This is a genomic window from Mesorhizobium sp. M6A.T.Cr.TU.016.01.1.1 (assembly GCF_003952585.1).
Taxonomy (GTDB): Bacteria; Pseudomonadota; Alphaproteobacteria; order Rhizobiales; family Rhizobiaceae; genus Mesorhizobium; species Mesorhizobium mediterraneum.
On record NZ_CP034452.1, the window covers coordinates 4,516,677 to 4,537,621 of the forward strand.

Consider the following 20,945-nt stretch of genomic DNA (forward strand, 5'->3'; position numbering starts at 1 on the left):
GGTTGTGCCAGGCGGCGCCAGAGTTCACCCTCGCTCAGGCGGCCTGCTTCGGCTTCTCAACCTGCCCGGCCTTCGGCGCGCCGTCTTCCCTAGTGATCGTGATGCGACGCGGCTTCATCTCCTCGGGCACTTCGCGCACGAGGTCGATCGTCAGCAGGCCGTTGTTGAGCGAGGCGCCGGTGACCGTCATGTGATCGGCAAGCTCGAAGCGCCGTGTGAACGGTCGCACCGGCAGGCCGCGATGCAGATATTCAACCTTGTCCTGTTCCTTGCGCTCGCCAGAGACGATCAGAAGGTTGGGCTCGTGGCTGATGTCGAGATCGTCTTCGGAAAAGCCGGCGACCGCGATCGTCACGCGATAGCTGTTTTCGTCGCTTCGCTCGATGTCATAAGGCGGCCAGCTGTCAGTCTGAGGCGCGTTTTCCAGAAGGTCGAAGATGCGGTCGAAACCGATGCTCGACCGATAGAGCGGGGAAAAATCGGATGCGGTTCTCATAGCTACATCCTCCATAGAGCAATATAGTACGAGGAAACGCCAAAGAGCTGGCGCTCCCTGGGTTCTGCCGGCCCCATTCAGCAACCGGCAATTTTGATTTGGTTATTGTCAGCCCGAAATCAAGACCCAGATTCTGTCCCGCTGCCAGATTTTTTGTTGCCAGATTGTGGCTGGCAATGCCGGTTTCAACCTTCATTTGTGGGTCGCGCCGGCACGCCGCATGGAGGATATCATGACCATGAAACGCGACGACATCATATCGGTGCTGGGCCCGGTGGACGACGCCGTCATCGCCGACATCGCCTCGACCGGCGCGACGATCGAGGAGTTGCGCGAGGCCTTTGCCTGGGTCGGCGCCGATGAGGCGCTGGTGAACGAGGGCCGCCCTCTGCCGTCGGCAAGGGTGGCGACGCTGATCGGGCTTCTCGAGCCGCCGGACGACGACTTATAACCGGCCGTTGCGTCGGGCAGGGGATAGGGGTTTGGGCAGGGAGGTCTTGAAGCGCGCAGGCAGACGAACCATCTCGTTCACCGGCGCCGATCGGGCCGCCTTCCTGCTTATTCGAGGATGCTACTTGCTCTAAAAACAGAAAGAAGGAGAAAGTGATGAAGGACGTCCCGTTTTCCGAGCCGATCACACTCAAGCTCCAATCCGTCGGAGAGCGCAAGGTCGCCAGCAGTTGGGAAGCCATCGAATGCATGCAGCAGTGGCCGGACCGGGCGCGGGGCCGGAGCTGGCGCGCAGCCTATCGCGCCTGCCGCGACGCGCTCGACGGTTGGCGCACCGCCCGCGAGGCTCGCACGGCCTTCGTCAAGGCGGCTCGCACGGCCGGACTGCTTGTCACGGGACGTAAATCCACCTGAACGTCAACTACCTGAACGTCAACTACCTGAAGTCAACTACCTGAACGTCAGGGCTCCGACGATCTTCTGCCCGGCCGGTTTATGTAGCTCGGGAACGTCATTTCAGGTCTCTCCTTCGCTTGCATTCGGCGCAACATTCCTTCCAGCGCAGGAGGACGTCCGGGCGGCTGCGCCGGGTCACAGTCCTTTTGGGGGTTGCTCCAAGGAAGAAGGCCCAGGGCTTTCACCATGGGCCTAGATCGTTGTCGCGGGTTCTGTTGATGCCGAGGATCGAGATCGCTCGATCCCACGCCATGGGTGGTTCACTCATTGATGGCTCGACGGATGGTCGCGATGGGTGCGTTCTCTTCACCCTCGCAGTTGCTGATCTCCGGCCGTTCCACGGCCACTTCAGAGCCTTTCTTCGGCTCCATGTGCCAAGTATCCTGCGATCGAACTCATGCGCGCCCCTCTGTTGGGCGTATACTACTATCCGTTGCGCTTATGCCACAGTGCCGGCCGTCAGGTTGTGTTAACGACAGCACACATCAATGAGGGGGAAGCCACCAATGAAGAAGCTGTTTCTCGGTCTATCGCTATCGTTCCTCGCGTCGACCGCTTTCGCTGCCGACGCGGTCGTCGAGGAGGTCCGTGTCGCCGAGTCGGCCTACAGCTGGTCAGGGCTCTATGTCGGCGGCCAGGTCGGCTATGTCTTCGAAGGCCGCGCCGACTATATCTATATCAACCCCGCCTACAACTACCGCCATGACCTCGACGGGTTCATCGGCGGGGTCTACGTCGGCTACAATTATCAATTCACCAACGGTATCGTGTTGGGTGCCGAAGCCGACATCGCCTGGGGCGATGTCGGAGGTTCGGATGTAGCGCCGGGCGACGACATTTTCTCGAGCACGACCGAGATCGACTGGACCGGCTCGGTTCGGATGCGCCTGGGTTATGCCATTGACCGCTTCCTGCCCTATGTGACGGGCGGCGTCGCCTTTGGTCGCTTCGGTTTCGAGGAATTCGCCGCGGGCGCTCCCTACGGCTCTGCCGACGACAACCTTGTCGGGTGGACCTTGGGCGCGGGCGGCGAATATGCGCTGACCGACAACTGGCTCCTGCGTGGCGAGTACCGCTACACGGAATTCGACAAGAAGGATTTCGTTTCCCAACCGGTAGACGAGGACCTTTCCGTCGATATCCACACACACGATTTCCGCATCGGAGCGGCCTACAAGTTCTGATCTCCCTAGCGGCTCATGATCTTGGTGTCCGAGTAGTTGGCCAAGGGACGGCTCAGGTTGACCTTGTCGCCGGCCGCTCTACAGGCCCGTAGGCGTCGGTCGCGACGTGGGACGATGTGCGAGGCCACCGGCAGCGTCGACGCGCTGTGTTGCAAAAGCGGCGACTTTCATGAAGGCGCCGCCTCTTGCTGTGTCATTGCAGGGTGATGACGCCGCCCACCGCTCGCCACTCGGAGGGCTGGATCAGACGGTGATGGGCGACGCGCACGGAATGCAGCGGGCCTTCGATCTCACGTTCCCAATAGTCGAGGAAATGCTTCAGCGTCGGGAAATCCGGCGTGATGTCGTATTCCTGCCAGATTAAGAGCTGCAGCAGGTCCTGATAGTCGGGAAGACGATAATGGATCTCTGCCGTTATCGGGCCAAAACCCTGCATCTGGAGCCAGAACTCGTTACCGTCCTCCGCATGGAAAAACGCCTCCGCTTACTCATCGGTTGCGGCCGCCGGCAGGCGTGCCGGGACCGACGAGGATGTCGGAAAGGCTGCGCCGCGATTTCAAGCCGCATCCGTCAGTTCAAATTCTGGAATAGCGCCACAATTACAGTGTGTTGGCACTCGACCATGGCGAGTGCTAAAATTTTTTCGGCGTCCTCTTGAAAGCCTGGATCGGCAGACTAATTCGATATGCGCGATGCCTGAGCAAGGGTCGCGCACCGTCGCATCGGCCGTTGTACCGGCCGGCTGCGAAGGGAGGTCCAAGAAAATCTGTTTGTCCTATGAGGAGAACGACATGGCGTTCCGTCCATTGCATGACCGTATCCTGGTCCGCCGCATCGCGGTCGACGAGAAGACCGCGGGCGGCATCATCATTCCCGACACCGCCAAGGAAAAGCCGCAGGAAGGCGAAGTGATTGCCGCCGGTCCCGGGGCGCGTGACGATAGCGGCCAGTTGCAGCCGCTGGACGTCAAGGTCGGCGATCGCATCCTGTTCGGCAAGTGGTCCGGCACCGAGATCAAGCTCAATGGCGAAGACCTGCTCATCATGAAGGAGAGCGACGTGTTGGGGGTGATCGAATTGACCGGCGAAGTGAAGAAGGCCGCCTGAGCGGGGCCGCAACAAGCAATCAGTCAACGAAAAGCTGCCTATTTGAAGGAGTTATCCAATGGCTGCCAAGGATGTGAAATTCCATACCGAAGCCCGCGAGAAGATGTTGCGCGGCGTCGATATTCTCGCCAATGCGGTGAAGGTGACGCTCGGTCCCAAGGGCCGCAACGTTGTCTTCGACAAGTCGTTCGGCGCCCCGCGCATCACCAAGGACGGCGTGACGGTGGCGAAAGAGATCGAGCTTGAGGACAAGTTCGAGAACATGGGCGCGCAGATGGTGCGCGAGGTCGCCTCGAAGACCAGCGACACCGCCGGCGATGGCACCACGACCGCGACGATTCTTGCTCAGGCCATTGTCAGGGAAGGGGCCAAGGCGGTCGCTGCCGGCATGAACCCGATGGACCTGAAGCGCGGCATCGACAAGGCGGTCGACGCCGTCGTCGCCGACCTGAAATCCAATGCCCGCAAGGTGACCAGGAACGACGAAATCGCCCAGGTCGGCGCCATCTCTGCCAATGGCGATGCCGAGATCGGCCGTTTCCTCGCAGAGGCGATGGAAAGGGTCGGCAATGAGGGCGTCATCACTGTCGAGGAGGCCAAGACCGCTGAGACCGAGTTGGAAGTGGTCGAAGGCATGCAGTTCGACCGTGGCTACCTCTCGCCCTATTTCATCACCAACCAGGACAAGATGCGGGTCGAACTTGAAGAACCCTATGTGCTGATCCACGAGAAGAAGCTCTCCAACCTGCAGGCCATGCTTCCCGTGCTCGAGGCCGCCGTGCAATCCGGCAAGCCGCTGCTGATCATCGCCGAGGACGTCGAGGGCGAGGCGCTGGCGACGCTGGTCGTCAACAAGTTGCGCGGCGGCCTGAAGGTTGCAGCCGTCAAGGCGCCGGGCTTCGGTGACCGCCGCAAGGCCATGCTGGAAGACATCGCCATCCTGACCGGCGGCACGGCGATCTCGGAAGACCTCGGCATCAAGCTTGAGAACGTCACGCTGGAGATGCTTGGCCGCGCCAAGAAGGTGCTGATCGAGAAGGAGAACACCACCATCGTCGACGGTGCCGGCCGCAAGGATGAAATCCAGGCGCGCATCAGCCAGATCAAGGCGCAGATCGAGGAAACCACCTCCGACTACGACCGCGAGAAGCTGCAGGAGCGGCTGGCCAAGCTCGCCGGCGGTGTCGCCGTCATCCGCGTCGGCGGCTCGACAGAGATCGAGGTCAGGGAGCGCAAGGATCGCGTCGACGATGCCATGCACGCCACACGCGCGGCGGTCGAGGAAGGCATCCTGCCCGGCGGCGGCGTGGCGCTGCTCAGGGCGGCGAAGGCGCTCGACAACGTCGCCGTCGACAATCCCGACCAGAAGACCGGTGTCGACATCGTGCGTCGCGCCATCGAAGCGCCGGTGCGCCAGATCGCCGAGAACGCCGGTGCGGAAGGTTCGATCATCGTCGGCAAGCTGCGCGAGACGACCGACTTCGGCTATGGCTGGAACGCGCAGACCAACGAGTTCGGCGACCTCTACGCACAGGGCGTCATCGATCCGGCCAAGGTCGTGCGCACTGCGCTGCAGGGCGCCGCCTCTGTCGCCGGCCTACTCGTCACCACCGAGGCGATGGTGGCCGAGAAGCCGAAGAAGGAAGGGGCCACGCCGGCGATGCCTGCCGGTGCCGGCATGGATTACTGACGCCAGGCCTCTGAGGACAAACGACCGTGCCCGCCGATGCGAAGGCGCGCACGGTCGTGCCCGGACCATATGCAGGTGTTGCCATGGACATGATGAACAGTTTTGGAAAGATCGCCGCGCCGACCCTTCCCAGGACCGATTTCAACTATGAAACGGAGTGCAAGACGGCGCTGGCGCCGCTTGTCGACGGATTGCTTGACGCAGTCGAGTCGGCCGGTTGGGATCGCCGCAAGGCGGCCTTTACGCTGATGTTCCTGTCGGCTCAGCGATTGGGAGCCGGCAAAGGGGGCAGAGGAGATGATTGCGGCGCGGATGCGTGAGTGCCTGCGCCTGCTGAGATGGTCGGAAACCGATTTCGCCGAAGAGGCGGGCTATGCGGTCTCCAGAGCAAGGAACTGGCTCTGCGGGCGCGAGCATCCGCCTCTCGGCGTGGTGGCCTGGCTGGAGGCGCTGGTCAAGGCGCATCGGTCGCTACCACGGCCGAGCACGCCGGCCGTGCCGGCTCGCCGGCTCGCCGGCGCCACGTCTTCTATCCTGATGTCAGCTGCGTCCGAAATTCGCGCGGAACCGGCCAGATTCTTGAACCCGGCCAGATTCTTGAACCCGGAATGGAAACAGTTGAACTCCGAAAGGAGAGTGTCATGGATCGTTCTTCTTTTGAAAAGCCGGTCACCATCCTTACCGGCCTAGGCACGCCGTCGAAGATAGAAAGCGGCGCTGAAGCCTATGCGCTGCTTGCCGACTGGCCGGCGGCGAGCCGGACGGCCGCGCATGACATCGCCGCCAAGGCTTGCCGGGCCGCGATGGACGGCGAGATCGACGCCGAGACGGCGCGGGCGACATTCGTGGCGGTTGCCCGCCGCAACAATCTCCTCGCGCCGCAGACGAGTTCACCGGTCGCGGGTGGGACGATTGCCGATTGGGCGACGCGTTCGCCGCGTGTGAACGCACCCGCTTGACGGACGAAAAATCGCGAGCGCGGGGAAACCTGTGCTAAGCCCGTGGCAGCAGCCTGCGCATGATGAATGACGCATGGCCTTCCACGCCGTGCGACGCAGGCCTGCGCTCGACCACTTCGAACCCGTGCTTGCGGTAGAATGCGATCGCCCGGTCATTCCCTTCGATCACTTCGAGGGCGATGCTGGGGATGCCCGAATGGGCGGCAAGGACGGCATGCAGCATATCGGCGGCCAGCCCCGTGCCGAACTCGCTCTTGTCGATGTGGAGCCGGTCGAGCATGACGTCGCCGGTTTCGTCCATTTCGGCCATCGCGTAGCCGGCAATCGAGCCGTCCGGCCGTTCCGCGACGAACGACATCTTGTTGTCGTCGGCCAGTTCCGCCGCGATCTTTTGCGGCGCGTGACGGCCGTCCGAGATGCGTGCCGTGGTCTCGGCGCCGATGATCGGCGAATAGGTGCGGCGCCAGGACTCGCCAAGGAGCTGCGATACCGACGGCACGTCCTCTTCGGTCATGGTTCTGATCTGGGTCATCGCTACCTCCCCGGCAGTTTATTGCATCGCAGCCTTCGCTCCTCGGATCACCGCCTCACTCGCGATTTCAGCCAGCGGTCGAAGGCTACCGCGAGGATGAGGATAAGGCCGATGACGATGCTTTGGGTGTAGGACGAGACGTTGTTGAACTGCAGCCCGTTCTGCAGCACGCCGATCAGCGCCGCGCCCACCACCGTGCCGCCGACCGAGCCGATGCCGCCGAACAGCGAGGTGCCGCCGATGACGACCGCTGAGATCACTGTCAGCTCGTAGCCGATGCCGGCGACGGCTTCCGAGGAATTGAGCCTCGCCGACAGCACGAAGGCGGCAAGGCCGGCGAAGAAGCCGACGATGACGTAGACGGAGATCAGGATGCGGTCGACGCGCAAGCCTGACAGCCTTGCTGCCTCAGCATTGCCGCCGACGGCGTAGACGGCGCGGCCGTAGCGCGTGTAGCGCAGCACGATGTGGCAGAGGATCGCCGCCACCGCGAAGATGATCGCGGGCACCGGGACCGGGCCGATCAGGCCGGTGCCGAACCAGCGCATCGAAGCATCGAAGCCGGAGATCGGGCCGCCATTGGAGATCGTCAGCGTCAGGCCGCGAAACACGGTGAGGCCGCCGAGCGTGACGACGAAAGGCGGCACCTTCAGCCTGGTGATGGCAAAGCCTTGGACGCCGCCGGCCAGCGCACCGACGACGACGGCGGCCAGAAGTGCGGCGAACCAGCCAAAACCTTGGGTGCCAGACGTCGACAGCGACAGCGTGTTGGCGGTGCCGCCCTTGGCCACCACCGCCGCGACCATGCCGCAGAAGGCCAGCAGCGAGCCGACCGACAGGTCGATGCCGGCGGTGAGGATGACGAAGGTCATGCCGAGCGCGATCAGCCCGGTGATCGAGATCTGCCGCATGATGTTGAAGATGTTGATGGGGTCGATGAAGCTCGGCTTCAGCACGGTGAAGACGACGATCAGCAGCGCCAGGAACATCAGCGGGCCGAAGCTCATCAGCAGGCGCGCGACATTGATGCCGCCGCGCTGGCTCTGTTCGGTCGTGCTGGTCATTGCGTCGCTTCCTGCTTTTGATCGAGCGCCATCAGTTCCATCAGTTTTTCCTCTGTCGCCTCGATGCCGGGCATCTCGCCGGTGATGCGTCCGCGCCGCATGGTAACGATCCTGTCCGATACCGCCAACACTTCGGGCAATTCGGAGGAGATCATCATGATGGCGATTCCGCGCGCGGCGAGCTGCACCAGGATTTGATGTACCTCGGCCTTGGCGCCGACATCGACGCCGCGCGTTGGTTCGTCCACAATCAGCACCTTGGGGTCGCGCGCCAGCCAGCGGGCAAGGATGACCTTCTGCTGATTGCCGCCGGACAGCCCCTCGATGGGCTGCTCGGGCGAGGCCATGCGGATCGACAGGGTCTTCCTGTAGCTTGCCAGCGCTTCGCGCTCGCGGCGCTCGGTCATGAAGCCGGCGGCGTTGGAGTAGCGGCCGAGTGCCGCGATCGAAAAATTGGTCAGGATGCCAAGCGCGGCAAAGATCGCCTGATGCTTGCGGTCTTCCGGCACCAGGCCGATGCCGAGCGCGATGGCGTCGGCGGGCGATGCTGGCGCGATCGGCTTGCCGTCGAGCGTGATGGTGCCGGCGGCAATGCGGTCGGCGCCGAAGATGGCGCGGGCAAGCTCGGTGCGGCCGGAGCCGACGAGGCCGGCGACACCGAGGATCTCGCCCGCCTTGAGATCGAGGTCGACGCCTTCGAGCACGATCGCGTGCGGCGCCTGCGGATCGCGCACGGTGCGCAGTCCGCGCACCGAGAGCCTGACGTCGCCGGCGACGTCGCGCAGTGTCGGCCTGGCATAAAGCTCGGATGCGGCGCGGCCGACCATCTTCTCGATGATTTTCGGCAGCTTGATTGGCCCGCCCTCGCGATCGAGATGGCCGGCCAACCTGCCGTCGCGCAGCACTGTCATGCGATCGCAGATGGCAGAGGCCTCTTCCAGCCGGTGGGTGACGAACATGATGGCGACGCCGTCCTTGCGCAGCCGGCCCATGATCGACATCAGTTTCTGCACTTCGGTTTCGGTCAGCGCCGAGGTCGGCTCGTCCATGATGATGAGGCGGCTCTTCAGCGACAGCGCCCGGGCGATCTCGACCAGCTGCTGCTCGGCCACCGACAGTGCCGACACCGGCGTCGCCGGGTCGAGATCCAGACCGACGCGGGCGATGATGCCGCGGGAGGCTTCCTCCATCTTCCGCCAGCTCACCAGGCCGAGCGGCCCGAGCGGCGCGCGCCCGATGAAGATGTTCTCCGCCACCGTCAGCGTCGGGATCAGGCTCAGTTCCTGGTAGATGGTGACGATGCCGAGGCGCTTGGCGTCCTGCGGATTGTGCGGAGCGAATTCGACGCCGTCGAAGACGATGCGGCCGCTGGTGGGCGGCATCACGCCGGACAGGATCTTGAGCAGCGTCGACTTGCCGGCGCCGTTCTCGCCGAGCAGGCCGAGGATTTCGCCGGGCCGAACTTCGAGCGAGACATCGCTGAGCGCGGTCACGCCGGCAAAGCGCTTGGTCACGCCCTCGACGGCGAGGAGGGCCGGGGATAGCGACGGCGCTGCGGCTTCTGCTGGAGACAAGCGATCCTCCTTGAATTCCGATTCCCACGCAGGCTGGCGGGACAGCGCCCCCCTCTGTCCTGCCGGACATCTCCCCCACGAGGGGGGAGATTGGATGTCGCCTTGGCTTTCGCCAATCTCCTGCGTTGCAAAAAAGGCGCTATCGGCGAAGCTGCCGATCTCCCCCAAGTGGGGGAGATGCCCGGCAGGGCAGAGGGGGGCGCGACAGAACGCTACTTTTGCTGCTGTGCGCCCCTTTTGTGCTCCTACTTCGTCTCGCCAAGCCTTTCAGCCTTATCGAGATTGTCCTTGCCGATGACGATCGGCGTCAGCAGCACGAGCTTTTCCTTGGGCTCGGTCTTGTCCTTGGCATAGGCGACGGCGATCTGCACCGCGGTGCGCGACTGCTCGCCGGGGAACTGTTCGACCGTGCCGGCCAGCTTGCCGTCGCGCACGGCGACCAGCGCTTCGGGGAGCGCATCGAAGCCGTAGATCTTGACGTCGGTGAAGTTGCGCGCCGCACAGGCTTCAACCGCGCCAAGCGCCATGTCGTCGTTGGCGCAGATGATCGCGTCGGGCTTGCCGTTGGCGGCAAGGCCGGCTTCGGTGACGGACAGCGCCTCGGCGCGGGCGAAGTTCGCGGTCTGCTCGAAGATGATCTGGTATTTGTCCTTCAGCGGATCGAGAACATTGTGCACGCCCTTGTTGCGGTCGATCGCGGGCCCAGCACCTGGCTGGCCCTGCAGATGGAAGATTTTGGCGCCGTTCGGGAACGCCGCCACCATGGCCTGCGCCTCAGCCTCGCCGCCCTTGACGTTGTCGGCGCCGACATGGGCGAGGATGCCTTCGACGCCGTCGACGCGGCGGTCGATGGTGACGACGGGAATGCCGGCCTGGACGGCTTGCTCGATGGCCGGCGCCAGCGCGTTGACGTCGAGCGGCGAGATGACGATAGCGTCGACCTTCTGCACAAGCGCCGCCTCGATATCGGCGGTCTGCTTGGGTGCCGAATTCTGGCCGTCGCTCTCGGTCAGGTTGACGCCTTGCGCCTGCGCCTCCGCCTTGATCTGGTTCAGCATGTGAACGAAGAACGGAAAGCCGAGGCTCGGCACCGAACCAAGAATGGTCAGTTTGTCCTGGGCGAATGCCGGTTGCGGAGCGGCCAGCGCCAATGTGCTCATCGCCACGGACGACAGTAGGAATTCACGTCTGTTCATCAATTTAGTCTCCTCCACCATGAGCGCACGACCCCGAAAACCGGAATGGGTCTCCGGCAGGTTCATGCGTCGATCTAGAAATGGAGTGTCTTTGAGCGCCCAAGGGGACGCAACGGCGCTCCAGCCGGTCCACCGCGACGTTCTCCTCCGCTCGGTGCCTGCGGGCGGATGCTAGCCAAGGCCGGAGGTTTGCGCAAGAACGGGCGGATTCGACTCGGGGCCGCGTCATGTGCCCAGCGCCGCCGGTGCTGCTCATGATGTTGTCGGCATTTGCGCGTCATCCCATCCAGCCAACTCGAGACCGGACCGTATCCGCTCCCGATCTTCCGAGCGCATCATGTGAAGGTCCGCCATGATTGCCTGTTCGGTCAGGCCGGGATTTAGGCGGCGGCCTTCCCTGGTGCAGGCCCTTGCCTTGTCGATATTGCCGTCAAGCGCGTGACAGGCAGCCAGCCGCGCCCATTGCCAGGCACTCTTTCGCGGAAGGCAGGAAAAAGACGCCGCCGCTTCCGGGTAGCGACCAAGGACAAGCAGGGCCTCACCCCGGTCGTAATGATACCAGGCGGGATGCATCGGATTGAGTTGGATCGCCTGGTCCAGCAGCATCAGGCCGGTCTCGCCATGACCGCGTATGACCTCGAAAAAGCCCGTCTGGGCCAACGTGTCGGCGTCGTAGGGATTAAGATCCAATGCGCGCGCGAAATGGCGTGCGGCGGCGTCGAATTCGGCCAGGTAGATAAGGATCAAGGCCAGGATGCGGTGGCAACGTGCCTCGTCCGGGCTGAGTGCCGTGGCGTGCAGGGCACGGTCCCGCGCCTGATCAAGCAAGGCGCGAGGCGCGCCGCCATAGCCGCCTATGATCATGTCCGCTAAGGCGAGATAGGCGTGAGCGAGCCCCGAATCCGGATCGCGTTCGAGCGCCTTCAGCAAATGTTCGCGGGCCTGCTGGTTGACGCCCTCGCCATAGCTGCGCAGAAGCGCCATGCCGCGCAGGATGTGGACATAGGCTTCGACGTTGGCGGCGGGCGCCGGGGATGTGCGCCGCATGGCAGCGCTCTCGATATTAGCGACCAGCGCGGTCGCAATCCGTTGCGCCACCATCCTTTGAAAGACGAAGATATCGCTGGTCCTGAACGAAAACGTCTGCGCCCATATGCGCCGGCCGGACGCTGTCTCGGACAGGACGACGTGCGTGCTGTAGCCGCCGTCGGCGCTCTCGACGCTGCCTTCCGCAACATAGTCGGCGCCGAGGCGCTCGGCGGTCGCCCAGATGTCCTGGTCGGAATGTTCGGCAAGCGCGAAGGCCGAATGGCGTGCCAGCACCGCGATGGTCTTGAAGTAGGAAAGCGCGTTGATGATCTCCTCGACCGCGCCGTCGAAGAGCGGCTTTGCCGTCGCATCGTCCAGGTTGACGCGAAACGGCAGGATGGCGACCATCGGCTCGGGCGCGCGTTCAATCTGAACCGCAGCCGTGGCCGGCGGCAGCGAAGCGGACAGACCGTCGTCGGCAGCCTGGAACATGTAGCCGCGCCGGGGCACGGTGCGAACCAGCGACTGCGTCTCGTCGCCTATGCATTTGCGCACATCGCGAATGCATTGCGTGAGCGAATCTTCTGTCACGATGGTGCTGGGCCAGACCGCCTGTAACAGTTCGTCCTTGCTCAGCACTCGGCCGGGATTGCGCACCAGGAAGGCCAGCAGGTCGAAGGTCTTTGGCCGCACCGGCACGATCTCGCCGTCACGCCGCAATGTGCCGCGGTCGAGATCGAGAACCGAGCTGCCGACCTGGTGTGCCAAGCTCCTGCACCACCGCTGCGCCTGATTGCGCAGCGATCATCGGAGCCGCATAAGCCTGTAAAGGTCAAGCCCGAAAGATGCCGGAAAGGCGCTGCCACAGGCGCGGCCTCGTTTCTGCAGGAATCGTTTTGGCAGGGATCATGGCTGTCTCACTCGGCGTCAGCAGGTCGAGATAGTGCAGCATCTGAGCCGTTTCGCCGCCACAGAATTCAACGTTGCCCGTCGACAGGATCCGGTGCACCGCTTCCCGTGCCAGAGCCGACGGGAGGAATGGTTCCTCAACCTTCGCATGCATGTTCGATCTCCAGGGTTGGTGCCGGCAAGGGCGTGCCGGATTGCAGTGATCCGAGGTAGGCGGCGACCTTGCCCTGCAGCCGCCATAGCGTGGCGTCGCGGATGTTGCGGGCTTCGAGCTGAACGACGGTGCGGCGCAGATAGTCGGCGCAGCTTCCGATGTGGCCGGCGGCGAGCGACAGGATTTCCACCGTGGTCTGCTCGTTAAGGCCTGCGGCATAGGCGGGGCCATTCCGGTCGGCGACGAAGGCGATGGCCCGAAAATTCCCAGCCGCGCCTCGAACCGAGATCCAGCGCGGAATGTTGGTCGGCGGGTTGGCGCTCATCTCACGGCGCAGCAGCCGGTCGATTGCCGCGTCGATATCAAGGTCGGGGAGACGGTAGACGACACCGCGGCAGCTGCCGCCACGGTCGAGCGCAAGCATCAGCCCGGGCCGCTCGCGCGTGCCGCGCCAGCGGGTCAGCCACAGCGAAAATCGCCGATGCCAGCCATGCACGGTCGCCGGTCGCTCCTCGACGAATTCGAAGCATGGGTTCCACAGCAGCGAGCCATAGGCGAACACCCAAACGTCACGCGGGCGTCCCGCAAGCAGCTGCGTGCGAATGTCGGCATAGTCACGATCCTCCAGATTGCGCAGTCCGGGCGCCGAGCCGGCGTCTTCGATCTTGCGATCGATCCTGGCGAGGAGGTCTTCTGTCAGGGCGATTGTCATGGCCGCTCATCGGGTTTGTCTCCCGAGAGAGCATCGCCGCGACATGGCCTCCGCGTCCTGAACGGATGCTGATATTGTGCTGAAATCGAATGGAGCGCAGCGGCTGGTCGGAGCGGCGTGCGAGAAGCTTTCGGCTTCGAAGCGCGACATCACAATCGGCCAGATGCGGTGTTTAGGGTTCTCCATTTGTAGTATCCTGCGTCGGCAGCAGTTGAACCCGTCTCTCCGTCCGGTGGCAGGAAATTTGCCATGAACCGCATCGCGACGTCTTCGCCGGCTCTATCCGACCGCGAGCGCGCGGTCGCGGAGAAGTTTGCCGCCGGCCTGACCTATCGCGAGATCGGCGAGGCGCTGTTCATCGCCCCCTCGACCGTCCGCACCCATCTCGCCTCGATCTATGAAAAACTTGGCGTCCGCAACAAAGTCGCTCTCGCATCGTATTTTGCCGGCGCCACCAGCGCGCAGCCGGCTCCGTCCTTGTCCGACGCCTCGCCGGTGCTCGCCATATTCCCGATCGAATGTCTGAATTCCGAAGAGCGCTGGAAGCGCTTTGCCGACGGTCTGTCGTCGGACATCACCATCGACCTGGCGCGATACGCGGATTTGCCCGTCATCGCTTTCCACACGATGAAATCGCTGGGCAGCAAGCCGGCCGACTTCGCGGCGGACGGCAAGGCGCTGGGCGCCACCTATATCGTGTCGGGCCAGTTGCGCGCCGAAGAGCGGCGGGTTCGGTTGACGATAGAGCTTGCCGATGCGGAGAACGGCGTCAGCCTTTGGAGCGAGCGCTACGACCGTCCGGTCGAGGACGTTTTCAAGCTGCAGGACAGCCTGACGGAAGGCGTCATCAATGTCCTTGCTGGCTGTTTTGGGGCGATCGCCACGGTGGGCCGCAATGCGGTCCGCCGCAAGCCGCCCGCCAGCCTGCGCGCCTATGACCTTTATCTGCTTGGCGTCGAACAGCACAACACGTTCAGCCGCGCCGGCAATGCCGAGGCAATCCGCCTGTTTTCACGGGCGCTGGAACTTGACCCCACTCTGGTGAGGGCCTGGACCGAGCTTGCTTATGCCTATTCCATCGAGGCCTGCAACGGCTTTGGCGACGATGTGCCGGGCTCGATCGAGAACTGGCGGACGGCGGTCGAAAACGCCTTGCGGCTCGACCCGACGGACAGCACCGCCCACACCTGCCTTGGCGATCTCAGGGGATGCCTTGGCGACCTCGAGGGGGCAGAGCGCGCGTATCAGCGTGGCTTCGAATACGGCTCCAACCATGCCGACACGCTGGCGCTGCTGGCCGGCAGCAAGGCCCTTGTCGCCGGCGATCCGGCCGAGGCGATCCCGCTCATCGAGCGCGCCATGCACCTCAATCCGCTGGCCCCGCGCTGGTATTTCGGCATGCAAGGCCGCATCCTGTTTGCCGCCGGCAGGCATCGGGAAGCTGTCGCGGCGCTCCGCAGAGGTTCGCCGGACTCTCCGAACGTGCTGATGTTTTTGGCGCTGGCGCATGCAGCCGTGAGCGAGACCGGCGAGGCGGCCAGGATTGCAGCCCGCTTGAAAGCTGAATTCCCGGACTTTTCGGTCGAACGCTTCATCGCAGCCTATCCCGTGACAAACCCGCATGCCGTGCAAGCCATACGCGACGCCGCAAAGCTGGCAAGGCTAGGTTGAGGCCTTGCCGAGGAGTCCGCGACTCCGTATTGCCCCGATAATCTCTCAATCTGCGACCGCCGGCCTACTGATTTCGGATTTGTCGGTCGTCAGCGACAGCAAGGTGATTGATGCAAATACGACCGCAGCGCCGACTGCTCCGACCGGCGACAGCCGCTCGCCCAGAAATATTGCCGCACCAATCGCTCCAAATACGCTCTCCGCGCTGACGATCACGGCGGCATGGCTGGCCGACGTGAAGCGTTGAGCGATCGTCTGGATGCCGAAGGCGGCACCGGTCGAGAAGATGCCGAGCACGGCGAGTTCCGGACCTGCATCGCTGACGGCGGCCAGCGACAAATTACCCTGAAGAGCGCCGAACGGCAGAGTGATCACGGCGGCGCCCAGGAATTGCGCGGCAGCCGTCGCGACCGGCGCGCCGTGGGTCTGCATGTGGCGGCCAAGCTCCACCATCCAAAGCGCGTAGCACGCGGCCGAAAGTATCGCAGCGAGATCGCCCTGGCTGAAGCTGGCGGTCAAGCCTCCGGACAGCAGCAGGACACCGACCAATGTCATGGCAGCCGCAAGCCCGCCGACAGCATTCGGACGCTCGCCAATCAGGAACCAGGCCGCGAGCGGTGTCATCACCGTTGCCGTGCTCACCAGGAAGCTGGCATTGGTAACCGAGGTGTCGAGATAGGAGATCTGCTGGACGATGATGGAAATCGAAAACAGAACGCTGACTTTGGTGAGGCTCATCCAATAGCCAGGCCCGAATTTCCTTCCCCATTCGAGCATCGTCAGCGGCGCGACCATGAGCCCCGCGATCAGGCAGCGCATGCCCACGGCGCTGAGCGGATCGAGATGATCCAGCACAGTCTTCTGCGCAACATTGCCGAAGCCCCAAAAGGCAGCAGCAAGCAGAAGCAGACAGTTGGCCTGCGCCCTCGACATATCAATGTCTCGACAAAGCTTGCGCCGCAAAGGGCGGATCGCAGGTCGGTTGATGGAAAGCCGATGCGAGCGTCACACTGCGTCTCGGCGGTTCCCGGCGTGCGAAGCCAGCGCGCGCTCGGCTCGCCCGTCCTGGAGCAGCAGCAGGTCGGCCTTTGCCCATAGCAGGTAGCAGACGAGCAATGTCAGCGGCGCAGCAACGAGCGTCGAGGAAGCGCCCGACCACACCGGCGGCAAGGCACCGCCGATCCCCGCCGCTGCCGCTACCATCGCCGGCAGGCGGCTGGCCAGAACGGCGCTGCGGAACGGGTCGGGCCAGGTGGCTTGCCAGCCGGGCAACGGCCTGCCGGCAGCGAAAGCGCTGCCAAACTTGCCGAGTGCATGCAGCAGGCCCGAGGTCGCCGCAAGCACAGGCTCACCGAACAGGAACAGGGCGATGCCAAGCCCGATCGCCCCGACCCCCGACAGCACGTCGCCAAGGCGGTTCAGGGACGCGTCGGGGCTCGGCTTTCCAGCCCAGGCGCGGCAGTAGATTTCGCCGCTGTAGAAGAAGACCAGCGTGGCCAGTGTCAGTGCCATGGCGGCGATGCTGCCGGCGAAATAATCGAGGAGCGCGGCAGAGCCACTCAGGCCGGAACCCCGCGGCACGGCGACGATCTGGACCGTGACACCCGTCACCAGCCCGAGCGCATTGCCGAGATTGTAATATCCGCCGGGACCGGCCATGCGTGAGCGGATTGCCGCGGTAAGCCGCGGCAGAGCCCGCACCGTCCGATACCAATCGAGGATAGCGCTTTTCGGCCGCAGCTTCGGTAACGGTTTTTCGTCGAGTATCGACGGTTCGAAGGACAGGACATCGGCCAGCGCCGAGGCGTTGCGCCGGCAGGCTGGCGTGCCGTCCAAATGGTACAGCGCATGGTCCAGGCGGAGTGGCGCATGGTCGTCTTCGAGCCTCATCAAATCCCCCTCATGAGTTACGACGTCCAGTGGGTGGTGGGATGGTTTGCTGCCCGCCCGACGCGTTTTGCCTGAGGTGTCGCCTGGGCTGTCCGGCGGCAGCATCGGGAAGGTTCATGGACGCTCGTTGACAGCCCACGGCGCTGAGCGGATCGTGATGATCCGGCACGGTCTTCTGCTCAACATTGCCGAAGCTTGCGCCGCAAAGGGCGGATCGCTGGTTGCTAGCGGGCGGCCAGCTTGTCCAACCGTTTGCAATACAGGCGGACGCCGACGGGGACGATCTCATAGCCGGCGTCGTTCAACTGGAGCTTCATTTCCTCGAAATGCCGCTTTGAGCCGCTGACGATCGATTCAGGCGTGTAGTCCCAGCCGTTGCGGGCGGCATTGGCCAGGATGTCGGCATAGAGGCGCATGCTCGCGATTTTCACATCCGATTCCAGCGCCTGCCTGCATCCTCTTGCGAACGACGGCGACTGGGCGGCGGAAAGACTCAAGATCGTGCATGCCAGCACTATGGAAACAGGACGCATGGAAACCTCCCCTGATTGCAGCTTGTTGCTGGAAGCGATCGTGCAATTTGTGCGCCTGCAGCGGGATCGGGCAGATGCAGTATTCGACCTCCTGCATTTGTAGTATTCTGTCCTGGGGCGGTTTCCATCATGACGGTCAATGACGCTTCGAAAGCGCAGACGCTCGATGCTTTGTCGGGCCGCGAGCGCGCGGTCGCGGAAAAATTCGCAGCCGGCATGACCTATCGCGAAATCGGCAATGCACTTTTCATTGCCCCAACCACTGTTCGCACCCACCTTGCGGCCATCTACGAAAAACTTGGGGTGCGCACCAAGATCGGGCTCGCGGCGCATTTTGCCGGCGCTTCCGGCGCTAGCAACGGCTCGGACCAGCACGTCGAGATCGGCCATCAAAGCGGAAAACCGCGGCTGGCGGTGATGCCGGTTAAGGGTCAGTTCGGCAAAACAAAGACCGGCGCGGATGCATTGACGCGCGCGTTGACCGCAGAGCTCGGCCGCTTCTCCCAGATCGGAATCGTCGCAGCGGCCACAATGTTCGCGCTCGCGAAGCGGCATCTCACTGTCAAGGAAATCGGCAGGACCACGGGAGCCAACTATGTCCTGGAAGTCGCGGTCCATCGCCAGGACAAGGCCACGCACGCCTTCGCGCATCTCGTGGACGCCCAGGAGGAAGTCGAGGTCTGGAGCGCAAGATACGATCTCGCCCAGCCGTCATCGCATGACGAATTGACAGGCGTGATCAGCGGAAACCTGTTCCAGGTGTTAATGAAGCACGCGGCAGGCCCGTCCGCCCTCGAGGAAGCAGTTCAGCGCCACAAGCTCTATCTGAAGGCATTTTACCACGTCGAACGGCCGACGGCGAAAGGCATGGGCGTAGCGCGGCGCCTCTGTGAAAGGCTCCTCGCTGGCGAGCCAGACCATGCCTTGATAAGAGAGACCCTTGCCTGGGTCGATTTCCACTCCTGCTTCAACGGATGGTCCAGTGAACCCATCCAGGCCTTTCGCCGGGCTGGTGATGAGGCGCGGGCCGGACTTCGTTACGATGACCGGGAAGCATGTCTGCACAGTGCTCTCGGATTGGCCGAGACTTATCTCGGAAACTTGCAGACAGGCCTTGGCTGCCTGCGGCGGGCCATCGCACTCAATCCGAACGATGCAGAGTGCCGTACCTGGCTGGGAATCGGGCTGACTTACGCCGGAGATCTCGAAGGTGCACAGGCAGCTTTCGCGCGGGCCAACCTTCTCAGTCCGGATTATCATCCGATCTTTCTGTTCAGGGGCGATGCCGAATACGCCGCGGGGAACTATGACGCCGCAACTGCCTCGTTTGATCGATTTCTGATGGTCCTGCCTGAATACCACTGGGCACGGCTCCTGCGGGCTGCATCATACGTCGGGATAGGCGATCTCAAGTCTGCGCGGAAAGACGTGTCGTTCGTCTCGCGCGAGACGCCCACGTTGACCGGCAAGCATGTCGATCAATTGCAGCAGGCGCGCGGTCCGGAGTTCAGGAATAAACTGTTGTCACGCCTCAGCGCCGCAGGACTGCCGTGGAAGTGACTCATCGAGAATGACATTTGCCGCATAAGGTCCGGTTCCGGGTCAACTTGCGGCCATGGCGGGCTCCAACCAGAAATCACCGCGACCGATGGAGGCTCGGCTCGTATCGATCTGGGATTACTTAGACCACCTCGCGACCCAAGTTCCGGGCCGCATTTATGCAACTTTGACCCTTATTGATCAGCGATCCTGCCCCAGGACATCCATTTCGAAACGGAACAATGCGCCGCATCCACGCCGTTCAGCGATCAGATCGCCGATCTCGGAACCTGCCCTTTCATTCAGATGCAGTATTCGACCTCCTGCATTTGTAGTATTCTGTCCTGGGGCGGTTTCCATCATGACGGTCAATGACGCTTCGAAAGCGCAGACGCTCGACGCTTTGTCGGGCCGCGAGCGCGCGGTCGCGGAGAAATTCGCAACCGGCATGACCTATCGCGAAATCGGCAATGCACTTTTCATTGCCCCGACCACTGTTCGCACCCACCTTGCGGCCATCTACGAAAAACTTGGCGTGCGTACCAAGATCGGGCTCGCGGCGCATTTTGCCGGCGCTTCCGGCGCTCGGCCGGACGGGCTTTCGCCCCCGTCGGACGCTCCGCCGATGCTCGCCATATTTCCAATCGAATGCCTGAGTTCGGAAGAGCGTTGGCGCCGCTTTGCCGACGGTCTGTCGTCGGACATCACCGTCGACCTGGCACGGTACGCGGGCTTGCCTGTCATCGCCTTCCACACGATGAAATCGCTGGGCAGCAAGCCGGCCGATTTCGCGGCGGACGGCAAGGCGCTCGGCGTCACCTATATCGTATCGGGCCAGTTGCGTGCGGACGACCAGAGGATTCGCTTGACGATAGAGCTTGCCGATGCCCGTAGCGGCGTCAGCCTGTGGAGGGAGCGCTACGACCGCCCTGTCGAGGGCATTTTCGCGCTGCAGGACAGCCTGACCGAAAGCATCATCAATGTGTTCGCCGGCAGTTACGGAACGCTTGCCACCGTCGGCCGCAATGCGGTTCGCCGCAAGCCGCCGGCCAGCTTGCGGGCCTATGACTGTTATCTGCTTGCTCTCGAACAGCACACCACGTTCAGCCGCGCCGGCAATGCCGAGGCGATCCGCCTGTTTTCACGCGCGCTGGAGCTTGACCCTACTTTCGCCAACTGCTGGGCCGAACTCGCCTATGCCTACTCGGTCGAGGCCTGCAACGGCTTTGGCGACGACGTGCTGACGTCGATCGAAAACTGGCGGACGGCGGCCGAAAACGCCTTGCGCCTCGACCCGACGGACAGCTGCGCTCACGCATGCCTTGGCAATGTCAGGGCATGCCTTGGCGATCTCGAAGGAGCGGAGCGCGCGCACCGGCGCGCTCTCGAATACGGCTCCAACCATGCCGGCATACTGCCGCTGCTGGCCGGCAGCAAGGCGCTTGTCGTCGGCGATCCGGCCGAGGCGATCCCGCTCATCGAGCGTGCGATGCGCCTCAATCCACTGGCCCCGCCCTGGTATTTCGGCATGCAAGGTCGCATCCTGTTCGTCGCCGGCAGGCACGACGAAGCCATCGCGGCGCTCCGCAGGAGTTCGCCGGAGTCGCCGGACGTGCTGATGTTCCTGGCGCTTTCGTATGCGACCATGGGTGAGGCCGGCGAGACAGCGCGCGCCGCAGCTCGCTTGAGAGCCGAATTTCCAGGCTTTTCGGTCGAACGCTTCATCGCAGGCTATCCCGTGACCAACCGGGACGCGTTGCTTGCCATCCGCCACGCTGCCGGACTGGCGAAGCTGCCGTAG

23 protein-coding genes are annotated in these 20,945 nt (G+C 63.3%); 11 read left to right on the forward strand and 12 right to left on the reverse strand.

Going from position 1 to position 20,945, the window contains the following annotated elements; translation table 11 throughout:
* Positions 1-34: 34 nt before the first annotated feature.
* A complete protein-coding gene (locus EJ075_RS21725; protein ID WP_095482769.1) occupies positions 35-496 on the reverse strand; it encodes an Hsp20 family protein in 462 nt (153 codons plus the stop codon).
* A gap of 238 nt (positions 497-734) precedes the next feature.
* On the opposite strand from EJ075_RS21725, the gene EJ075_RS21730 reads away from it, so the two are divergent.
* The 3 genes from EJ075_RS21730 (at position 735) to EJ075_RS21740 (ending at position 2,586) form a co-directional block, all read left to right on the forward strand.
* Positions 735-947, forward strand: a complete 213-nt coding sequence (locus EJ075_RS21730; RefSeq protein ID WP_095482860.1) for a hypothetical protein — start codon at positions 735-737, stop codon at positions 945-947.
* 155 nt (positions 948-1,102) lie between these two features.
* Entirely contained in the window at positions 1,103-1,360 is a 258-nt protein-coding gene (locus tag EJ075_RS21735) for a DUF982 domain-containing protein (RefSeq protein ID WP_095482768.1), read from the forward strand.
* 548 nt (positions 1,361-1,908) lie between these two features.
* Complete coding sequence (locus EJ075_RS21740) at positions 1,909-2,586, forward strand: outer membrane protein (protein ID WP_158302496.1); 678 nt, start codon at positions 1,909-1,911, stop codon at positions 2,584-2,586.
* Positions 2,587-2,779: 193 nt separating this feature from the next.
* On the opposite strand, the gene EJ075_RS21745 is transcribed toward EJ075_RS21740, so the two are convergent.
* Positions 2,780-3,022: a protein usg gene (locus EJ075_RS21745; RefSeq protein ID WP_126105689.1), complete on the reverse strand. Its 243-nt coding sequence runs from the start codon at positions 3,020-3,022 to the stop codon at positions 2,780-2,782.
* Positions 3,023-3,377: 355 nt separating this feature from the next.
* Here EJ075_RS21745 and EJ075_RS21750 point away from each other — a divergent pair, with 355 nt between their 5' ends.
* The 4 genes from EJ075_RS21750 (at position 3,378) to EJ075_RS21765 (ending at position 6,341) form a co-directional block, all read left to right on the forward strand.
* Positions 3,378-3,692 (forward strand): co-chaperone GroES, encoded by a 315-nt coding sequence (locus EJ075_RS21750; RefSeq protein WP_126105690.1) that lies wholly within the window; start codon positions 3,378-3,380, stop codon positions 3,690-3,692.
* Positions 3,693-3,750: 58 nt separating this feature from the next.
* Entirely contained in the window at positions 3,751-5,382 is a 1,632-nt protein-coding gene (groL, locus tag EJ075_RS21755) for a chaperonin GroEL (protein ID WP_095482766.1), read from the forward strand.
* A 26-nt stretch (positions 5,383-5,408) separates the two neighbouring features.
* Positions 5,409-5,702: a hypothetical protein gene (locus tag EJ075_RS21760; protein ID WP_126105691.1), complete on the forward strand. Its 294-nt coding sequence runs from the start codon at positions 5,409-5,411 to the stop codon at positions 5,700-5,702.
* Between the two features lie 321 nt (positions 5,703-6,023).
* The gene (locus EJ075_RS21765; protein ID WP_095482764.1) at positions 6,024-6,341 is read left to right on the forward strand and encodes a DUF982 domain-containing protein; all 318 of its coding nucleotides are present in this window, start codon (positions 6,024-6,026) and stop codon (positions 6,339-6,341) included.
* Positions 6,342-6,375: 34 nt separating this feature from the next.
* On the opposite strand, the gene EJ075_RS21770 is transcribed toward EJ075_RS21765, so the two are convergent.
* From EJ075_RS21770 to EJ075_RS21805, 7 genes are all read right to left on the reverse strand, one after another.
* A complete protein-coding gene (locus EJ075_RS21770; protein WP_126105692.1) occupies positions 6,376-6,873 on the reverse strand; it encodes an N-acetyltransferase in 498 nt (165 codons plus the stop codon).
* A 47-nt stretch (positions 6,874-6,920) separates the two neighbouring features.
* Positions 6,921-7,937, reverse strand: a complete 1,017-nt coding sequence (locus EJ075_RS21775) for an ABC transporter permease (RefSeq protein ID WP_126105693.1) — start codon at positions 7,935-7,937, stop codon at positions 6,921-6,923.
* Complete coding sequence (locus EJ075_RS21780; RefSeq protein ID WP_126105694.1) at positions 7,934-9,511, reverse strand: sugar ABC transporter ATP-binding protein; 1,578 nt, start codon at positions 9,509-9,511, stop codon at positions 7,934-7,936. Before EJ075_RS21780 ends, EJ075_RS21775 begins: the two co-directional genes overlap by 4 nt.
* A 245-nt stretch (positions 9,512-9,756) precedes the next feature.
* Positions 9,757-10,707: a substrate-binding domain-containing protein gene (locus tag EJ075_RS21790; RefSeq protein ID WP_126105695.1), complete on the reverse strand. Its 951-nt coding sequence runs from the start codon at positions 10,705-10,707 to the stop codon at positions 9,757-9,759.
* A 252-nt stretch (positions 10,708-10,959) separates the two neighbouring features.
* Entirely contained in the window at positions 10,960-12,504 is a 1,545-nt protein-coding gene (locus EJ075_RS21795; protein ID WP_164547161.1) for a winged helix-turn-helix domain-containing protein, read from the reverse strand.
* A 64-nt stretch (positions 12,505-12,568) separates the two neighbouring features.
* Positions 12,569-12,799 carry a hypothetical protein gene (locus EJ075_RS21800; RefSeq protein ID WP_095482758.1) on the reverse strand — a complete coding sequence of 77 codons (231 nt, stop codon included), beginning with the start codon at positions 12,797-12,799 and terminating at the stop codon, positions 12,569-12,571.
* Complete coding sequence (locus tag EJ075_RS21805; protein WP_095482757.1) at positions 12,783-13,511, reverse strand: gamma-glutamylcyclotransferase; 729 nt, start codon at positions 13,509-13,511, stop codon at positions 12,783-12,785. Before EJ075_RS21805 ends, EJ075_RS21800 begins: the two co-directional genes overlap by 17 nt.
* Before the next feature lie 249 nt (positions 13,512-13,760).
* Between EJ075_RS21805 and EJ075_RS21810 the strand changes: the two genes are divergently transcribed.
* Positions 13,761-15,182 (forward strand): LuxR C-terminal-related transcriptional regulator, encoded by a 1,422-nt coding sequence (locus tag EJ075_RS21810; protein WP_126105697.1) that lies wholly within the window; start codon positions 13,761-13,763, stop codon positions 15,180-15,182.
* A 45-nt stretch (positions 15,183-15,227) separates the two neighbouring features.
* Here the strand turns inward: EJ075_RS21810 and EJ075_RS21815 are convergent, their stop codons facing one another.
* From EJ075_RS21815 to EJ075_RS21825, 3 genes are all read right to left on the reverse strand, one after another.
* Positions 15,228-16,115, reverse strand: coding sequence for a DMT family transporter (locus EJ075_RS21815; protein WP_126105698.1), 888 nt, complete (start codon positions 16,113-16,115; stop codon positions 15,228-15,230).
* A gap of 72 nt (positions 16,116-16,187) precedes the next feature.
* Entirely contained in the window at positions 16,188-17,072 is an 885-nt protein-coding gene (locus EJ075_RS21820) for a hypothetical protein (protein WP_245457983.1), read from the reverse strand.
* Positions 17,073-17,296: 224 nt separating this feature from the next.
* Positions 17,297-17,488 carry a hypothetical protein gene (locus EJ075_RS21825; protein WP_126105699.1) on the reverse strand — a complete coding sequence of 64 codons (192 nt, stop codon included), beginning with the start codon at positions 17,486-17,488 and terminating at the stop codon, positions 17,297-17,299.
* On the opposite strand from EJ075_RS21825, the gene EJ075_RS21830 reads away from it, so the two are divergent.
* From EJ075_RS21830 to EJ075_RS21840, 3 genes are all read left to right on the forward strand, one after another.
* Complete coding sequence (locus tag EJ075_RS21830) at positions 17,487-17,708, forward strand: hypothetical protein (RefSeq protein WP_126105700.1); 222 nt, start codon at positions 17,487-17,489, stop codon at positions 17,706-17,708. The genes EJ075_RS21825 and EJ075_RS21830 overlap by 2 nt on opposite strands.
* Before the next feature lie 26 nt (positions 17,709-17,734).
* The gene (locus EJ075_RS21835; protein ID WP_126105701.1) at positions 17,735-19,165 is read left to right on the forward strand and encodes a LuxR C-terminal-related transcriptional regulator; all 1,431 of its coding nucleotides are present in this window, start codon (positions 17,735-17,737) and stop codon (positions 19,163-19,165) included.
* Between the two features lie 340 nt (positions 19,166-19,505).
* Positions 19,506-20,945, forward strand: a complete 1,440-nt coding sequence (locus tag EJ075_RS21840) for a LuxR C-terminal-related transcriptional regulator (RefSeq protein WP_126105702.1) — start codon at positions 19,506-19,508, stop codon at positions 20,943-20,945.